At 32.2% G+C, this 15,310-nt stretch carries 17 protein-coding genes; 6 read left to right on the forward strand and 11 right to left on the reverse strand.

Annotated features, from left to right (window positions below; genetic code table 11):
• Positions 1 to 131: 131 nt before the first annotated feature.
• The 9 genes from ACR1PN_RS19790 to ACR1PN_RS19830 all read right to left on the reverse strand — a co-directional run bounded on the left by ACR1PN_RS19790 (position 132) and on the right by ACR1PN_RS19830 (position 5,870).
• On the reverse strand, positions 132 to 770 hold the full coding sequence (locus ACR1PN_RS19790; protein WP_433981438.1) for a hypothetical protein: 639 nt from the start codon (positions 768 to 770) through the stop codon (positions 132 to 134).
• A gap of 353 nt (positions 771 to 1,123) precedes the next feature.
• Positions 1,124 to 1,351: a hypothetical protein gene (locus tag ACR1PN_RS19795; protein WP_433981439.1), complete on the reverse strand. Its 228-nt coding sequence runs from the start codon at positions 1,349 to 1,351 to the stop codon at positions 1,124 to 1,126.
• Positions 1,352 to 1,444: 93 nt separating this feature from the next.
• Entirely contained in the window at positions 1,445 to 2,128 is a 684-nt protein-coding gene (locus ACR1PN_RS19800; RefSeq protein ID WP_433981440.1) for a hypothetical protein, read from the reverse strand.
• Positions 2,129 to 2,132: 4 nt separating this feature from the next.
• The gene (locus ACR1PN_RS19805) at positions 2,133 to 2,726 is read right to left on the reverse strand and encodes a hypothetical protein (protein WP_433981441.1); all 594 of its coding nucleotides are present in this window, start codon (positions 2,724 to 2,726) and stop codon (positions 2,133 to 2,135) included.
• A gap of 3 nt (positions 2,727 to 2,729) precedes the next feature.
• Complete coding sequence (locus ACR1PN_RS19810; protein WP_433981442.1) at positions 2,730 to 3,302, reverse strand: hypothetical protein; 573 nt, start codon at positions 3,300 to 3,302, stop codon at positions 2,730 to 2,732.
• A 34-nt stretch (positions 3,303 to 3,336) separates the two neighbouring features.
• The gene (nudK, locus tag ACR1PN_RS19815; RefSeq protein ID WP_433981443.1) at positions 3,337 to 3,918 is read right to left on the reverse strand and encodes a GDP-mannose pyrophosphatase NudK; all 582 of its coding nucleotides are present in this window, start codon (positions 3,916 to 3,918) and stop codon (positions 3,337 to 3,339) included.
• An 86-nt stretch (positions 3,919 to 4,004) separates the two neighbouring features.
• On the reverse strand, positions 4,005 to 4,916 hold the full coding sequence (locus ACR1PN_RS19820; RefSeq protein WP_433981444.1) for a TIGR01777 family oxidoreductase: 912 nt from the start codon (positions 4,914 to 4,916) through the stop codon (positions 4,005 to 4,007).
• A 14-nt stretch (positions 4,917 to 4,930) separates the two neighbouring features.
• Positions 4,931 to 5,269 carry a hypothetical protein gene (locus tag ACR1PN_RS19825; RefSeq protein ID WP_433981445.1) on the reverse strand — a complete coding sequence of 113 codons (339 nt, stop codon included), beginning with the start codon at positions 5,267 to 5,269 and terminating at the stop codon, positions 4,931 to 4,933.
• Position 5,270: 1 nt separating this feature from the next.
• On the reverse strand, positions 5,271 to 5,870 hold the full coding sequence (locus ACR1PN_RS19830) for an HPP family protein (RefSeq protein WP_433981446.1): 600 nt from the start codon (positions 5,868 to 5,870) through the stop codon (positions 5,271 to 5,273).
• 421 nt (positions 5,871 to 6,291) lie between these two features.
• On the opposite strand from ACR1PN_RS19830, the gene pnuC reads away from it, so the two are divergent.
• Both pnuC and ACR1PN_RS19840 read left to right on the forward strand, forming a co-directional pair.
• On the forward strand, positions 6,292 to 6,891 hold the full coding sequence (gene pnuC / locus ACR1PN_RS19835; RefSeq protein ID WP_433981447.1) for a nicotinamide riboside transporter PnuC: 600 nt from the start codon (positions 6,292 to 6,294) through the stop codon (positions 6,889 to 6,891).
• A 153-nt stretch (positions 6,892 to 7,044) separates the two neighbouring features.
• A complete protein-coding gene (locus ACR1PN_RS19840; protein ID WP_433981448.1) occupies positions 7,045 to 8,058 on the forward strand; it encodes a hypothetical protein in 1,014 nt (337 codons plus the stop codon).
• Between the two features lie 188 nt (positions 8,059 to 8,246).
• Here ACR1PN_RS19840 and ACR1PN_RS19845 read toward each other — a convergent pair whose 3' ends face one another.
• Together ACR1PN_RS19845 and ACR1PN_RS19850 are read right to left on the reverse strand one after the other, a co-directional pair.
• Positions 8,247 to 10,565: a TonB-dependent receptor domain-containing protein gene (locus ACR1PN_RS19845; RefSeq protein ID WP_433981449.1), complete on the reverse strand. Its 2,319-nt coding sequence runs from the start codon at positions 10,563 to 10,565 to the stop codon at positions 8,247 to 8,249.
• 217 nt (positions 10,566 to 10,782) lie between these two features.
• Positions 10,783 to 11,322, reverse strand: a complete 540-nt coding sequence (locus ACR1PN_RS19850) for a DMP19 family protein (RefSeq protein ID WP_433981450.1) — start codon at positions 11,320 to 11,322, stop codon at positions 10,783 to 10,785.
• A gap of 256 nt (positions 11,323 to 11,578) precedes the next feature.
• Between ACR1PN_RS19850 and ACR1PN_RS19855 the strand changes: the two genes are divergently transcribed.
• The 4 genes from ACR1PN_RS19855 (at position 11,579) to ACR1PN_RS19870 (ending at position 15,150) form a co-directional block, all read left to right on the forward strand.
• Positions 11,579 to 11,911: a single-stranded DNA-binding protein gene (locus tag ACR1PN_RS19855; protein WP_378178350.1), complete on the forward strand. Its 333-nt coding sequence runs from the start codon at positions 11,579 to 11,581 to the stop codon at positions 11,909 to 11,911.
• A 190-nt stretch (positions 11,912 to 12,101) separates the two neighbouring features.
• Positions 12,102 to 12,560, forward strand: coding sequence for an HRDC domain-containing protein (locus ACR1PN_RS19860; protein WP_378178347.1), 459 nt, complete (start codon positions 12,102 to 12,104; stop codon positions 12,558 to 12,560).
• Positions 12,561 to 12,705: 145 nt separating this feature from the next.
• On the forward strand, positions 12,706 to 14,076 hold the full coding sequence (gene hisS / locus ACR1PN_RS19865; RefSeq protein WP_433981451.1) for a histidine--tRNA ligase: 1,371 nt from the start codon (positions 12,706 to 12,708) through the stop codon (positions 14,074 to 14,076).
• Positions 14,077 to 14,079: 3 nt separating this feature from the next.
• On the forward strand, positions 14,080 to 15,150 hold the full coding sequence (locus ACR1PN_RS19870) for a leucine-rich repeat domain-containing protein (RefSeq protein ID WP_433981452.1): 1,071 nt from the start codon (positions 14,080 to 14,082) through the stop codon (positions 15,148 to 15,150).
• Positions 15,151 to 15,310 lie beyond the last annotated feature (160 nt).

A 15,310-nucleotide genomic window follows, 5' to 3' on the forward strand; every position in this document is an offset into this window, starting at 1 on the left:
AAATGCACCAGCAGTCTGAATTAAAAATGAAAACCTATAAAACTAAAAACCAAAGCAAAAACGTTTTTGCTTTGGTTTAATTATTATTTTTATCCTATAATCTGTATCAAAGTTTTAGGACGAGACAAGATTTACTCTTCATCATCCAAGTATCTGCTGTCAAAATAGATCCGGTATTCCATTGTGTTTTTTTCTTTATATGGAATTTTATTCTTTTCGTTTTTCATTTCTACAAAATAGTCATTGCTTATAAATTCTATAAAACCATAGATATGATTTCTGTCGGCTTTATTTTCAGGAAGCCTGTTGAGAATGAGTTTACTGCTTTTTGTATTAACCAAAATACTGCTTTTCGCACTCTCCTCTTCTATGCTGTTATAGTATGAAGGGAAACCCCAGTTTAGCTGTAATTTTATTTCTGCTTTTTTATTTGGAAGTATTTTGGCGACAAATCCACGCATTTTATATCTTAATCCAAATCCGCCATCAATAATGAGTGTATCGCCTTTGAAGTAATGATTGCACATAAAGTCTTTTTTTAAAAATTTATTATCCAGATGGTTGAACCCGATTGTGTCTTCCACGATATTTTTTGCAATGAAGGTAGTTTGATAGATGGAATCAACGGTGTATGCTGACGGGCTATCCGTTGTATTTATATTTTTCAGACTTTCATTTTTTATCTTTGGGTCTATGATTATCTTTATCTGTTTTTGAGAATATACACAACCTGACAGCAGTAGAAAAAACAACAATAAATTTAGTTTCATTTGTATTTATAATTATAGTTAAAGGGGTTTCGTTATAAATTTTTCAAAGATAGTTATTTCTATTTTCGAACCAAAAATCTTGTATTAATGACTGTATATTAAAATGTTTGTTTTCGTTATCAATTTTCAGGGCTTGGTTACATAAAAAGTTCTTTACTTAAGTAAAACATCATCCAGCTTTTTTTATTTTCATGAATAGTTAGAGACATTCAAAAACTATCCTTAAAGACTCAACAGCAAAGGCGTGGTGACTCTTTAGCATTCTAATATTGAAAAATAGTTTTCGAGACTAAAAGATTGGTTTTCTATCCATTTACGGAAAAAAGCAGAAGCCTAAACTCCTGCTCTTAAAATCAAACGAACAAATTTATAATGTTTTTTTCTTTCAAAAAGGTTTCAGATGTCTCCCTCGAAGCCTCCACACTCGCAATCAACGCCTTTTCCGTTTCATCCCAACGAAGGGTTTTCAAGCCGCAATCAGGATTTACCCAAAGTTGCTGTGCCGGCGGAATTACAGCTTGTGCTTTTTTCAGCATTTCTACCATTGTACTTTTGTGATGGCGGAAGTGAAGAATACGCATGGAGTAAGCATTTAATTAAGCTGAATCCAATTGCAGTTTTTATTTTGAGGTGGTGTTTTTATTTGATAAAGAATGGCGATTTTTTGCATAGTATTATCTTTTCAAGCTAAGTTTAGAATTACTGTAAATATATCTGACATTATTATTAGGAATCAGAATATCATCGCTTCCCGGTTTTAGTAATAAAGAATCAGATTTAAAACTAAATATAATGTCATTGCTTGCTTCTTCGATATTGATAATATCCGTTAAAGATTTCTCCATATCATCCGATTCAATATCTAAATTTCCGATGTACCGAATTTTATTGTTTTCTAATAAAAAAGCTTCGCCACCAAAGAAATATTCAAAAGCCATTTGACAAACAATGATTACTTTATCATTTGATTTATTTCTGTAAAACTTTGGCCAATATTGAAAAGTATCGCCAGAACCACGACCTTTGAAGATGATTTCGTTCTTATTATTTAAAACCAACAGTCGTTTTCCGTAATCAGTTTCCGAATCTGGCTTGACAATTTTTCCGTCTAATGGCGCATAATTTCCTGTAACAAATTTATTTCCGTGATAGGAAAATGAGCTGATTACATCAAATCCTTTGAGATTTACATTCGATATAGAATCTGGTTTAAACTCGAAATATTTAATATCTTCATTTGATATTTGATTTTCCGGAGCTTTCTTTTCAGATTTAACTTGAGGTGTCGCCTGTTCTGTTGTTTCTTTTTTACAATGTATCAGATTTAAAGAAACTAAAAAGATAAGTATTTTCTTCATGTAGTTATGCTGTTAATTTGGGGAATTTGTTACGCACAAATTCATAAATACTTAAAACTTCCTGATGGGTGAGTTCACGAGGCGTAATTGTTTCATTTTCAAAGGTAAATTGTAAAAATTTCTTTTTTATGGTAACTGATTTTACTTGCTTTAGCGGAAAGGTTTTTAAATAAGCAGAAGGGTTTAATACATATCCTTTGTAATCGGAAGATTTCGTCGAAAGACATTTTATAAAGTGTGAATTGATTTCAAAAATGTCATCAGTTGTTTTTATCCTAAGTTTCTTTATTATCCAAACAAAAAAATATGCACAAGATAAAAGTAAACAGTTTGCAATACACAACATTGTAGAAAAATCAAAGATAAAACTTGTTAAAACAATAAGTGCTAAAGTTGTAATGATGTTTAGTATAAACTTTTCGAAAAATAATTTATTTAAGACGAAAAATAGAGCGACGAAAATCACAGACGGAATTCCGGATTGCCACTCAATAATCGCCATTGATATGGCAATAATTGAAAGACTGCCAAACATGATTGCTCCGATAATATTTCCTTTTCGGTCTAAATTTTCCCTCTGTATTTTAAGGTTATTCATTCATTATTCAATATCGATATATGTAAGCTTAGATCCTTTAATAAACTCTTCCATAGAAATATCTTTTGTAGCTTTATTATTCATCAGTTCAAAAAGATATATTTTAGTAGAATTTAATCTCAGATCTTTTAACGAAATCTTGAATCTCTTTATCCGAATATCCGAATTTAAAAAAGTCAGTTCAGAAGGATTGCTCATTTTTATATTATTCACATCAAAAGAGGCTTTCGGGTCTTTTTGAAGTTTCAGGAATCTTTTCTGTGTTTTATCGGTCGTTTCATCAAGAAATTTCTGCATTTGGAAATCGGTTAAAAGTTGAGGATAAATCAGACCTTCTTTCAGAATAGATGCCGTAATTTTATCAGCTTTATCATAATAAACCGTTTTGTCGTCAAACTGTATAAGATTGTCTTTTACAACAATTTTTCCTGCAAATTTCTTATAGTTTTTCTTTTTATAATCATTTTTAAAATGCTCAGCAATGGCAGCATCTTTTGTGCTTAACTTTTCATTTTTCTGAGCAAAAAAATTTGAGGAAAGCAATAACGAAAGACCAATTGAAAATAAAAATTTCATACTATTTCTAATTTAGGTGTGAGTGTGTAGAATTTTACAAGATATTTTTAAGGCGGAGGTGTTGCAATAGCATGATGGTTTTCGCATCCTTGATTTCACCTTTATCAATCATAGAGAGTGCTTCGTCGAAATTTAATTCTAAAACTTCAATATTTTCGCCCTCTTCTTCAAGTCCGCCTCCTTCATTGATTTTCATTTCATCAGAATATTCAGCGATGAAAAAATACAGAATTTCCGTTACCGAACCGGGAGACATATACGCTTCATAAATCTTTTCAACCTTCAAAATTTTGTAGCCTGTTTCTTCTTCTGTTTCTTTTCTGATACAATCTTCAGGATTATTGTCGTCTAATAAACCGGCACAGGCTTCAATCAACATTCCGTCTTTGTTTCCATTAATATAAGTTGGAAGTCGGAATTGTCTGGTTAAAATTACATTTTTGGCGTTGGTATTATAAAGCAGAATAACGGCTCCGTTTCCTCTGTCGTAAGCTTCTCTGCTTTGAGTTTCGGTTTCTCCGTTTTGTTTTTTGATGTTAAAAGTTACATTCTTTAACGTGTACCAATTGTCAGATAAAATTTCTGTTTTTTCGATACTTACATTTGTCTCTTGCATTTTGTATTTCTATTATTTTATTTATTCTCGCAGATTTTACAGATAAAAAAATCAGCTTTATCTGTAAAATCAGCGAGAGAATTTTGTTATGATTTATTTTTAAGCAAATCTTCCAAAGCCATTTTCAAATCTGGAAATTTAAACTGAAAACCAGCTTTCTGAATTTTTTCCGAAGAAGCTCTTGAACCTTCCAGCAATGCATCTGCCAATTCACCAAATATCAATTTTAAAATAAAGCCTGGAACATTAGGCATAAATAAAGGCTTTTTTAAAACCTTCGCAATAAGTTTGGTCAAATTTTCATTCGTAGTGTGTTGTGGCGCTGTTGCATTAAAAGCACCTTCAATTTCAGGATTTTTTAATGCAAATTCATAGATCGAACAAATATCATCAATATGAATCCACGGCATATATTGTTTTCCGCTTCCGATGGGCGAACCAATTCCGAATTTTATCGGAGTTGTCATTTTTGCGAGTGCACCTTCTTTTTTAGAAAGAACCACAGCTGTTCTGATTTTTACCACTCTTTCGGCTATATTTTCTTCTTTAAATTCATCGGCTGCTTTCTCCCAGACTACAACAACTTCGCTCAGAAAATCATTTCCTGAAGCATTGTTTTCTGTGAAAATTTTGTCGGTTGTTTTTGTTCCGTAATAATTAATTCCTGAAGCTGAAATAAATGATTTTAGCTTTACATTTTTCTTTTTTAAGGTGTTTAAAATCAATTTTGCAGAATCTACACGACTTGAAATTAGTTCTTTTTTTCGGTCATCTGTCCAGCGTTTTTCAGAAATATTGGCTCCGGCAAGATGAATAATGTGGCTTATGTTTTCAAAAACATTTTCGTCGATAATATTATTTTCGAGATCCCACTCAAATTCGTTTTCGGCTTCTTTTTTTCTTGTTAAAAACCGTATGGAATAATCGTTTTCTAATTTTTTTGAAAGCACTCTTGCAATGGCTCCGCTTGCACCGGTAATTAATACTGTTTCTTTCATTACAGTTTTTAAAATTAATTTTTTACAATGAGAACATAATCTTCCTCGAGAATTTTATAACCATGATCATACACAAACTTGTATTCTGAACCATTTTTATAAACTTTTATATTCGTAAAATAATTAAAATCAAAACCTAAGCCATCCAATTTAGACTTTGCAATTTTTGTTTTCCCGTCGATATTGATTTCGCTCAGGATGCGGTAATTTTTGCGAAGTTTATTGTTTACGTTCCGCATCAGATTGCTCGAATCTTTATTCTGTTTATTGTTAAAAGCGTTTCTGCAGGCATCATTGCAGAATTTTTTATCAGACCTGCCGATAATTTTTTCGCCACATTCAATGCATTCCATATTAATGATTTTTCAGTTTGTGTTCGTGTTTTTTCTTTAATAATCTTTTAAATCTGCTGTGTGCAGGGTAACTTCTGTTTTTGGTAATATTGTTGAAAATTAAAGCCACCAAAAGCAAAATAAGGCAACCCGATAAAACAGGGGATAGTACATACCAATATCCTAAATCTGCAATCTTTCCGGGAGAAGTTACAGCAATTAAAGCAGTTGCTCCACCCGGTGGATGCAAAGTTTTGGTGTATTGCATTAAAACAATTGAAAATGCTACTGCTAAAGGTGCCGAAAGCCACAAAATATCAGGAACAATCTGATAAACCGTAACGCCAACCAACGCAGAAAGTACATGACCTCCTACAAGATTTCTAGGTTGCGCCAAAGGACTTTGAATCGCTCCGTAAATCAAAACGCTTGATGCTCCAAAAGAGCCGATCAGAAATACATTTTCTTCCTTAAGCAAATAATGTGACTGAAGAAATGCAATCAGCCCGATTCCAAAAAACGCTCCCAGAAAAGACCAGAAATGCTCTTTATAATCAACTAATGTTTCTTTATAAATCACATATTTAGATACTCTGAGTGTCCTTTTGAAAGTCTTTTTCACAATAAATTTATTTAAACTTTAAAGGTACAAAATATCCGTTTGTAAACGGTTAATTAAGAAAAATAAAAGAGGCATAAAATTTTTAACGCAATGAACGCAAAGTTAGTTTATAGTAATTGAAAACATTTTCCGTTCGCAAAGGCGTTTCACTCAGCTATGAACGCTATTGACCTTTGCGAACGAAAAACATCCTCATTTATTTAAAAAAAATTTTAGCGCTCATTGCTTTAAAAATATTTTAGGCAATCAAAAATTAAAATTTTTTATTTCCAAAAAAAAGTCTCACATTTGCGCCATCAATGGGGTGCTGCAATAGCGGCTGAGATGATACCCGGGAAATTTTTCCACACCTGATTCGGATAATGCCGACGTAGGGATTTTTTTGATTTATCATCTCATCATTTAATTTATATAAGTTAATTTGATGCAGGAAATTTTACAACAGACAACTTGGCAGGAATGGCTGGGTGTCTGCTTTTCAGTGGTTCAGGTTTTATTGGCCAGAAAAAACAATTCAAACAATTATCTTTTTGGAATTGCCGGAATTTTACTTTCGCTTTACGTGATGTTTTTCGCAAAACTGTATGCGGAATTTACCTTAAATCTTTACTATCTCATCATGAGTATTTACGGATGGCTCTATTGGAAATTTGGTAAGAAACAAAAAGAAACAGCGATTTCTGAAACCACGACTCAGGAAAAATTCATTACTACAGGAATTGTGATGGGGACTTTCATCTTGTTTTGGTATTTTCTGACGCAGTTTACCGATTCTGATGTTCCGATTTTAGATTCTTTGGTCAGTGCTTTTGCGTGGGCAGGAATGTGGTTGATGGCGCGAAGAAAAATCGAAAACTGGGTTTTACTGAATATGAGCAATATGATTGCAATTCCGTTGCTGATTCATAAAGGCCTTTATCTGTACTCAATTCTGACAGCTTTCTTATTTATTGTTGCTATTTCCGGTTATCTGGAATGGCGAAAAATAATTAAGTCAAAAAATGTAGACGTTGCAGAATAAATTTTTACTCACGCAGATTCAGCAAATAACGCAGATTATTTTATCTGCAAAATCTGCTTAATCAACGAGAGACAGAAACAGAAACAGAAACAGAAACAGAAACAGAAAAGAATCAATAAGTATAAAAAACTATTCTAAATCAATATCAGAACAATGTTTTCGCATAAAGAATTAAGAGAAAAAATGCATGGTGTTTCTGAAGTTCCGTTTGAAATTATCGATCAAATTCATCAGGAAAGATTGCTTCAGATCTGGGTCCCAAAAGTTTATGGCGGATTGGGTTTACGTTTAAATCAAGGTTTAAAAATACTTTTCGACTGGTCAAAAATTGATGGAAGTTTAGGCTGGATGTTAACTTTATGTTCAGGAGCCAACTTTTTCTCAAGAAACTTAAAACCTGAAATTGCAAAAGAGCTTTTTTCTGATGCTAAAACCTGTTTCGGAGGAAGTGGAATGGTAGGCGGAACTGCAGAAAAGCAGACAGACGGAACTTTTCTCATCAATGGGCTTTGGCATTTTGCAACCGGAGCTCCGCATTTAAGTCACTTTACTTTAAATGCTCGATTGACTGAAAACGGAAAACCTTTGTTAGATGAATCGGGTTCTGAAATGATTCGTTCATTTGTTATTTCTAAAAATCAGGCTGAGATTATCCCGAACTGGAAATCGATGGGTATGAAAGCAACCGGAACCTATTCTTTTACAGTTGAGAATGTGAAAGTTTCCGAAGATTACAGTTTTATCTATGATGAATTTTTTACGAATGATGTTTTAGATAAAATTCCGTTCAGAATTTTTGCGGATTTAACTTTATTGGTCAATTATCTCGGGATGGCTTCTCATTTTGCAGAGGAGGCAGCCAATATCCGACCTCATCTTGACTTAGACTTTTTCAATAAAAAGATAGAAAACGAAATGGAAAATGTGATTGAATTTGCGGATGAAATAGAATCTTTGCTCAATGATTCTAAGTTGATCATTTCTAATAAACAATCAGAAATTCATGATTATTCTTCAGCTTTGGTGGAAAGTTTGTCGCATCAGATTTTGGAGATTTATTTTCAGTTAGGAATTAAAGGTAGTCATACCGATTCTGCAGTTTATCAGGTTTTCTGTGATTATTTTACGGCGACACAGCATTCTAATTTCAGGAGAGAATTTGCTTGATACTCTTAGAGAAAATTTAAAATATATACATTAAATTTATGTAAAACTTTGTATTTCTTTGCGTTTAAATTATCGCAAGGATAAACTAAGAATTATAGAAAAAACATTCAAAATAAAGATAAACAAAGCCGTTTCACTTATTTTAGAAAAAATAAAATTTAGAATGCAAATGGAATTTAAAACTTAAATTATAACCTATTCGAATTTTCATTGACGGTATTTTCTTTATAATTCGATTTTCTCAGTTTACCGAAATTGTATTTTACAGCAATTGAAAGAGTAGGAGTGTTACCGTAAAAAGTTCCTGTCGATTCTATTTTCTGATAGGTCATTTTCTGAACATAATCCATCTGTCTGAAGACGTCATTGTAGCGGAAAGTAAAATCAAAATCTGAAACTGAAGAAGTAAGACCAAGATTTACAAGACACATCGCATTACCTTCGTACAAACCTTCTATACGTTTTGTAATGTAAGATCCATCCAGCAAAAAGCTAAGATACTTCCATAAAGCTACTGTATTGTTGGTCGAAAAATAAAGATAAGGGGTAGACTTTTTCTGTATTGCCAAAGAATCTACTGTTTTATCATAGTTAAGGGAAAGACTGTTTTGCGAAGTCCACTTTTTCCAGGTAAACGGATAATCCAGACCTACACTCGCTCCGAGATCCTTATCAAAATTTACCATCATAAATTTTGAAATATGGCTGTTTTCATCATAAACCAATGTGTAACCCGTTGGATTTTTTGATGAATAAACCGATGCATTCACAGACCACTTATTAAGATTCATCGCAAAAGAAATTGTATTTGAATAGGTCGGAACTAAATCGGGATTTCCGACATATTCCACATAAGGGCTTCCGTATAAACCACCGGAAGCCAGACTGCTGTAATTGGGACGTGAAATACTTCTACGGTAATTTAGAGTAAATGTTTTTTTGTCGTTTTGCTCAAAAGTAATCTCTGCATTCGGAAACCAGTCTACATAATTTCTTTCGATTTGGATCGCATTTTCTACGATATCGAATCCTTTCGTACGGGTTGCTTCCATACGTAAACCACCTTTCAATTGCCACTTGTTGAGTGTCGTTCCAAAATTCAGATAAGATGCAATATTGTTTTCTTTAAAATTATATTTAAAATATTCAATAGGTAAACTTTCGACATAATTAGTAACATTGTCAGTTTTGGTTTCTGCCGAGGTAAAGCTTCCACCCAATTCCAGAATATATTTTTCTCCAAATTTTTTCTCGCCATCAATTCTGCCTGAATATACATTTCCCGAGTAATGCTGATTTCTAAACTGATTAAGCAGATAATCTGAATTATTAATATCATTATAAAAATCATAATCTACATTCTTGCTTTCTCTTTTGTACTGAAAGCCTGTAAAAATATTCGCATCAATTTTAGCCAATTTTTTATTGTAATTAAAAATTGAATTGATGGTTGCCCGATTGCTATTTTGATGATTTAATGTTTTAGTATAATTAAAATTGCCATTTTCCGAATAATTGGTTGCTGTATTATTATCTCCAATATCGGGTCTTAAGTTCGTATTCACAGAAAAAGTGACATAATCATTTTCGTTGATTTCCTGATAAATACTTGCTCCGAAAATAGTTTGCGGACGTTTTGTAATCGATTTTATAATGTAATCTGATTCAATATTTTCTGATGGAACTTTATAATCGAAACCGTTGCTTTCCCAGTGATTAATCTGATTGTACGCTGCATTGATTTTCCATTCGGTTTTGTTTTTTTTATGCTGAAAATTGGCATTCAGATAATTGCTGAATTTTTTCTGAAACATCGCCGTCTCCGAAACGCTGAGCTGAGCTCCGTCTCTTCTGCTTTTTTTGAGATTGATTTTGACAACTGCTTTTCCCTCAGATTCGTATTTTGCAGAAGGATTTCTGATGATTTCAACTGATTTTATATCTTCCACCGAAATTCCGGATAAAGTAGTAAAATCAACTCTTTGATGATCGATATAAAGTAACGGAACTCCTTTACCTACAAAATTTAAACCTTCCCCATTTGCATCGACTCTTATAAACGGCAGTTTCGAAAGTAAATCCACTGAAGTAGGCAATTTATTCAGTTGTGAATTGGCAACTTCCAGAGTTATATTGCCATTTTCAACGGTGAAATTTTTTCTTTTTCCGGCAATTGTAACCTCTTCAATTTCTTTGCTTTTTGGCTTATAAACAATAGTAAGTTCTTTATCTTTTTCTAAAAAGAAAGGTTCTTCATTTTGAGCCGTATCATCTGAAGATACCTGGATGTGATACGTTCCTGATTTTAAATGATTGAATTCAAATTTTGCATCCTGAGTAATCGCTGATTTTATTAAATGATTTTCGCCATCAAATAAATAAACATCAATTGCATGAGTGATTTTTGAATTGTTTTGGCTTAAAATAGTACCTGTAATTTTTAATTCGCTTTGCGCAAAAGTAAATACGGAAGTAAAAAATAGTATCTGGAAAAAGATGCTTTTCATTCTTGTTTTTTTAGATTAAAACAATCATGTGTGATATTTTATTACAAGTTTTAAAAAACTTTTTGAATTTTAGGGGTAAACAATATTCGTTCAAATTTTACATCACAAAAAAATCATTGCTGTATGACAGAAATATTGAGAAAATATAAACGTTTTACAGCAACGATTTAAATTCTACATTTTGCGAAAGTTTCTGTAGAAATGCTGATTTTTCTGTTTAATGATTAATCTTCCTTCCGATAAATGTTTCTAATTCGGTGAACATATCACTAATACTTAAAACTTTTAAGTCCGGATGATTTTTCAACCACTGTGAATTTAAGGTAATCAGATTTTCATTTAATTCGTAAAATTGGTCATTATTAAGAAAATCTCTTGTCGAATTATCTCCGAAATATTCATTTTTTAGAAAATCTTCAAGCTGTGCTTTCGGTAGAGCATCTACCTTTTCACTTTGTTCAATAAATAATTTTAAATGTTTTTTAGCACCAATCATTTTCAAACCGCGTCTGATTTCATCATTTAATTTATTTTCCCATTGCGAATTCCATACAAATTGAGAAAAATTACCATTATTATACTGAGCAAGATAGTAATCGAGGTAATAGCTTATTCTTGAGTCAGGATGATAGAATTCAGGATGTATTCTCTCATCTCGTAGTAAGTTAATTACAGAAATGTTTGATTCAATTAATTTGTATGGGTCACTACTTTTGTATGAATTGTCTGAAACAATAATTCTATCTAATTTTTGCATTTTAAGTTTTCTTAGTCTTATTTTTTTGTATTTCTGGAAAAGTTTAAATATAAAACAATATATAGACAATTGAAGAAAAAAGTAAAAATTGTAATTATTTGATAGTTAATTATTAATCCGTTTTCAAACGACTACAAACGAATTTAAATAGTTTATAACCGACTAAATTTTCTAATGTGATGAATCTTTGCAACAGAGATTTGAGAAAACAAGTGAACGTCTCTTATCTGAATATTAATTTTAAAAATACAAAGTTATGTCACTAAGAAACAAAGTAACCTTAATCGGTTTCACAGGAAAAGAAGTTGAAACGGTAAACTTCGAAAACGGAGGAATGAAAGTTTCCGTATCATTAGCTACAAACGACCATTACACCAACGCAAAAGGCGAAAAGGTGGAAGAGACACAATGGCACAATTTGGTTGCATTCGGAAAAACAGCGGAGATATTCCAGAAGTATGTCCCAAAAGGGAAAGAGATTGCTATTGAAGGGAAATTAACGTACAGATCGTACGACGATAAAGATGGTGTGAAAAGATATATTACAGAAATAAGAGTAGATGAGCTCCTGCTTTTGGGCGGTAAATAAAATTAAATATCCGTTTATTGATCTATATTTTTTTGCTCGAAACTTTGAGTTCTTTGCTAAGTTTACGCCTTTGCGAACTTGAAAACAGTTAGTAGTTAAAAAAAAATCTTTGCGCTCTTTGCGTTAAATAATTTTAGTATTATAAACGGATTGTCAAATAAGTAATTATTAAACTTTAAAATCACCTACGATGAAAATAAAAGTTTTAAAAATCAGAATTGCAGATGAATTTCTGCATGAAGACCAAAAAGTAATTGATAATTTCCTTGAAACACACGAAATTATTAAAACCGAGACGGCTTTCATTCATGACGAACAGTTTTGGTCGGTTGTATTGTATTTCAATGACATAGAATCTGCCATTACTAAGACAAGTGTAAAAGATTCTAAAACCGTAAAATACTCCGCCGAAGATGAAATATTGAGCAGCGATGAAATCAAGATTCTGGATGCTCTCAAACTTTGGCGCTCCGAAAAAGCAAAGGAACAGAATCTTCCGACTTATTTTATTGCGACCAATAAAGAATTGATTTCTGTAGCAAAATATAAACCTGCCAAGAAAGAGGAGCTTTTAGACATCAAAGGTTTCGGAAAGCATAAAATTGAAAATTATGGCGAAGAAATTCTTGAAATACTGGAAAGTGTGTAATGAGTAATCAATACCAAAACACAAGTGATTATATGAAGCCGGTGAAATTATAGTCTCCGGCTTTTTTATTGATTTAAAAGTCCTTTCAATTCCTTATTTTTGCACTCAATATCATTTATCAACAATCAATTATCATTTATAAAAAATGAAGCCAAGCTTAGCAAAAGGGACAAGAGATTTTACATCGCTGGAAGTTTCGAGAAGAAAATACATCATCAATATATTACAGAAAAATTTTGAACTTTTTGGTTTTCAGCCTTTGGAAACGCCAAGTTTTGAAAATCTTTCAACATTAACCGGAAAATATGGAGAAGAAGGAGATCGTTTGATTTTTAAAATCTTAAATTCAAGTATCAATGAAGCTAAAGATGATAAAAAAACTCAAATGCTTGCTGATTTTCAAAAAGCTTTAGACAAACCTTTCAGCTCTGAAAACCTAACAGACAAAGCTCTTCGCTACGATTTGACAGTTCCTTTCGCAAGATTTGTAGCTATGAATCACGGTAAACTTACCTTTCCGTACAAACGTTATCAAATTCAGCCGGTTTGGAGAGCAGATCGTCCGCAAAAAGGTAGATTCAGGGAGTTTTATCAGTGTGATGCCGATGTTGTAGGAAGTGAAAGTCTTTTGCAGGAAGTTGATTTGATACAATTATACCTAAAATCTTTTGCTGAACTAAAAGTTTCTGTGACGATTCATATCAACAACAGAAAAATACTTTCAGGTTTAGCAGAATATGCAGGAATTACGGATAAATTGATTGATTTTACGGTTGCTCTTGATAAATTAGATAAGATCGGAAAAGATGGAGTTGTGAAGGAACTTCTGGAGAGAGAAATTTCTCAGGAATCTATTGATAAACTAGATTTCCTATTCAATCAATCTGATGATGCTTTGGAAAATCTTCTTCAGCTAAAAGAAAAATTTGCTGGAAATGAAATTGGTTTAAAAGGTGTTGAAGAATTGGAATATGTCATTACTCAATCTTTAAATCTTGGCGTTGATATTCAGAATCTTGTTTTTGATATTACTTTAGCTCGTGGTTTAGATTATTACACCGGAGCAATTTTCGAAGTAAAAGCGGATGAAGCGCAAATGGGTTCTATCGGCGGCGGTGGAAGATATGATAATCTTACAGAAGTTTTCGGCGTGAAAAATGTTCCCGGAATTGGTATTTCGTTTGGTCTCGATAGAATTTATCTTGTAATGGAAGAATTGAATCTTTTCCCTGAAGAAGCTACCTCAAACGTAGAATATCTTTTTGCTAATTTTGGTGGCGAAGAAACTTTGGAAGCTTTAAGATTAATCATTCAATTAAGAGAAAAAGGAATTTCCGCAGAATTGTATCCTGAAAATGCTAAAATCGGAAAGCAGTTTACGTATGCAGAAAAGAAAGGGATTAAAAATCTTGTTTTCTTAGGCGAAGAAGAGCTTAAAAACGGAACGGTAACCTTCAAAAACCTTGAAACCGGTGAACAGAAAACGGTTTCTTTAGAAGAGTTTTTAACCCACTAGAATATGAAAAAAATTGCTTTTGCTTCATTTTGTTTTCTATTTAACTTAGGCTTCTCTCAATTTCAGGAAGCCATGAGAATGCCTCCTGCAGAACAAACGGATTTGTCGAAGGAGAGCGATCGTGTTTTGCTAAGACAAGTTGATAAAATTCCGGACAATATCTTTTCGTGGAATGTGAAAACTTTAATTATCAGTGAATCTGATAATTTAAAATCAATTCCTCCGAAAATTTCAAATTTTAAAAATCTTGAAAAATTTGTGATAACGGGTGGTCACGGTATTACAGATTTTCCAAAGGAATTTGCTTCTTTAGATAATCTTAAGATTCTGAATATTCACAATATGCAAAGTGAAACAATACCTTTGCAGATTTTTAATTTAAAAGGTCTTGAAGAGCTAGAGTTTATAAGATACAGCTATTTCTCTTTCCCGAAAGAAATAGGAAAATTGAAGACGCTGAAAAAATTAATGCTTACCCGAGGATTAGACCAAAGAAGCAGAGAAAATGTAAAATCGAAAGATCTTAATTTACCTTCAACGATTAAAAATTTGGTGAATCTTGAATCACTTTCTTGTTCGGCTAATTTAATGACGGCTCTTCCTGAAGAAATAGGGAGTTTGAGTAGTCTGCAGGATTTGTCACTTTCAAATAACAGTCTGGAAAAATTACCAAACAGTTTTTCTAAGCTCCGTGAGCTTAAAACTCTGAATTTACATAATAACTTTTTCAAAGTTTTTCCTGCTTCAATTTATGACCTTGAAAATTTAAAAAGACTTGATATTTATAAAAATAATATTGAATCTTTTCCTACCGGAATGTCTAAAATGAAAAGCTTAACAGGTCTATTTATTAATGATAACAATATTTCCAATGAAGACTTACCGGAAATTTACAATCTTGAAAATCTTGAAGTTTTAGATATCAGAAATAATAAAATCACAGCATTCCCCGTCGGAATTGAAAAGATGAAAAAGTTGAAAGTAATTTATCTGAATGGGAATAATGTTCCCAATTCTGAGATTGATCAAGTACAGATTAAGCTACCGAATCTAAGAATTAATATGACAAACTAAATTAGATCGTTATAAATAAAAATTCCGGCTCCTCTGGACTGCCCCCAAAAAGTTAGACACTTTTTAGGGGCATTTTATTTATGGGAATATCAAAATATAGTTTATCATTTAAGTTGAGTTGCATTGAAAGAATTGCAAAACATAATCTTTCGGTGCACTC

Origin of the sequence: Chryseobacterium sp. RLHN22, assembly GCF_051011795.1 — a bacterium.
GTDB lineage: Bacteria > Bacteroidota > Bacteroidia > Flavobacteriales > Weeksellaceae > Chryseobacterium > Chryseobacterium zhengzhouense.

Excerpts from the sequence above, each read along its gene's own strand:
- ACR1PN_RS19845 (WP_433981449.1), bottom strand. The coding sequence starts at position 10,565 with ATGAAAAGCATCTTTTTCCAGATACTATTTTTTACTTCCGTATTTACT.
- hisS (WP_433981451.1), top strand. The coding sequence starts at position 12,706 with ATGAAGCCAAGCTTAGCAAAAGGGACAAGAGATTTTACATCGCTGGAA.
- ACR1PN_RS19840 (WP_433981448.1), top strand. The coding sequence starts at position 7,045 with ATGTTTTCGCATAAAGAATTAAGAGAAAAAATGCATGGTGTTTCTGAA.
- ACR1PN_RS19795 (WP_433981439.1), bottom strand. The coding sequence starts at position 1,351 with ATGCGTATTCTTCACTTCCGCCATCACAAAAGTACAATGGTAGAAATG.
- ACR1PN_RS19825 (WP_433981445.1), bottom strand. The coding sequence starts at position 5,269 with ATGGAATGCATTGAATGTGGCGAAAAAATTATCGGCAGGTCTGATAAA.
- ACR1PN_RS19810 (WP_433981442.1), bottom strand. The coding sequence starts at position 3,302 with ATGAAATTTTTATTTTCAATTGGTCTTTCGTTATTGCTTTCCTCAAAT.
- ACR1PN_RS19850 (WP_433981450.1), bottom strand. The coding sequence starts at position 11,322 with ATGCAAAAATTAGATAGAATTATTGTTTCAGACAATTCATACAAAAGT.
- ACR1PN_RS19855 (WP_378178350.1), top strand. The coding sequence starts at position 11,579 with ATGTCACTAAGAAACAAAGTAACCTTAATCGGTTTCACAGGAAAAGAA.
- ACR1PN_RS19790 (WP_433981438.1), bottom strand. The coding sequence starts at position 770 with ATGAAACTAAATTTATTGTTGTTTTTTCTACTGCTGTCAGGTTGTGTA.
- ACR1PN_RS19820 (WP_433981444.1), bottom strand. The coding sequence starts at position 4,916 with ATGAAAGAAACAGTATTAATTACCGGTGCAAGCGGAGCCATTGCAAGA.
- ACR1PN_RS19860 (WP_378178347.1), top strand. The coding sequence starts at position 12,102 with ATGAAAATAAAAGTTTTAAAAATCAGAATTGCAGATGAATTTCTGCAT.
- ACR1PN_RS19800 (WP_433981440.1), bottom strand. The coding sequence starts at position 2,128 with ATGAAGAAAATACTTATCTTTTTAGTTTCTTTAAATCTGATACATTGT.
- ACR1PN_RS19805 (WP_433981441.1), bottom strand. The coding sequence starts at position 2,726 with ATGAATAACCTTAAAATACAGAGGGAAAATTTAGACCGAAAAGGAAAT.
- ACR1PN_RS19870 (WP_433981452.1), top strand. The coding sequence starts at position 14,080 with ATGAAAAAAATTGCTTTTGCTTCATTTTGTTTTCTATTTAACTTAGGC.
- nudK (WP_433981443.1), bottom strand. The coding sequence starts at position 3,918 with ATGCAAGAGACAAATGTAAGTATCGAAAAAACAGAAATTTTATCTGAC.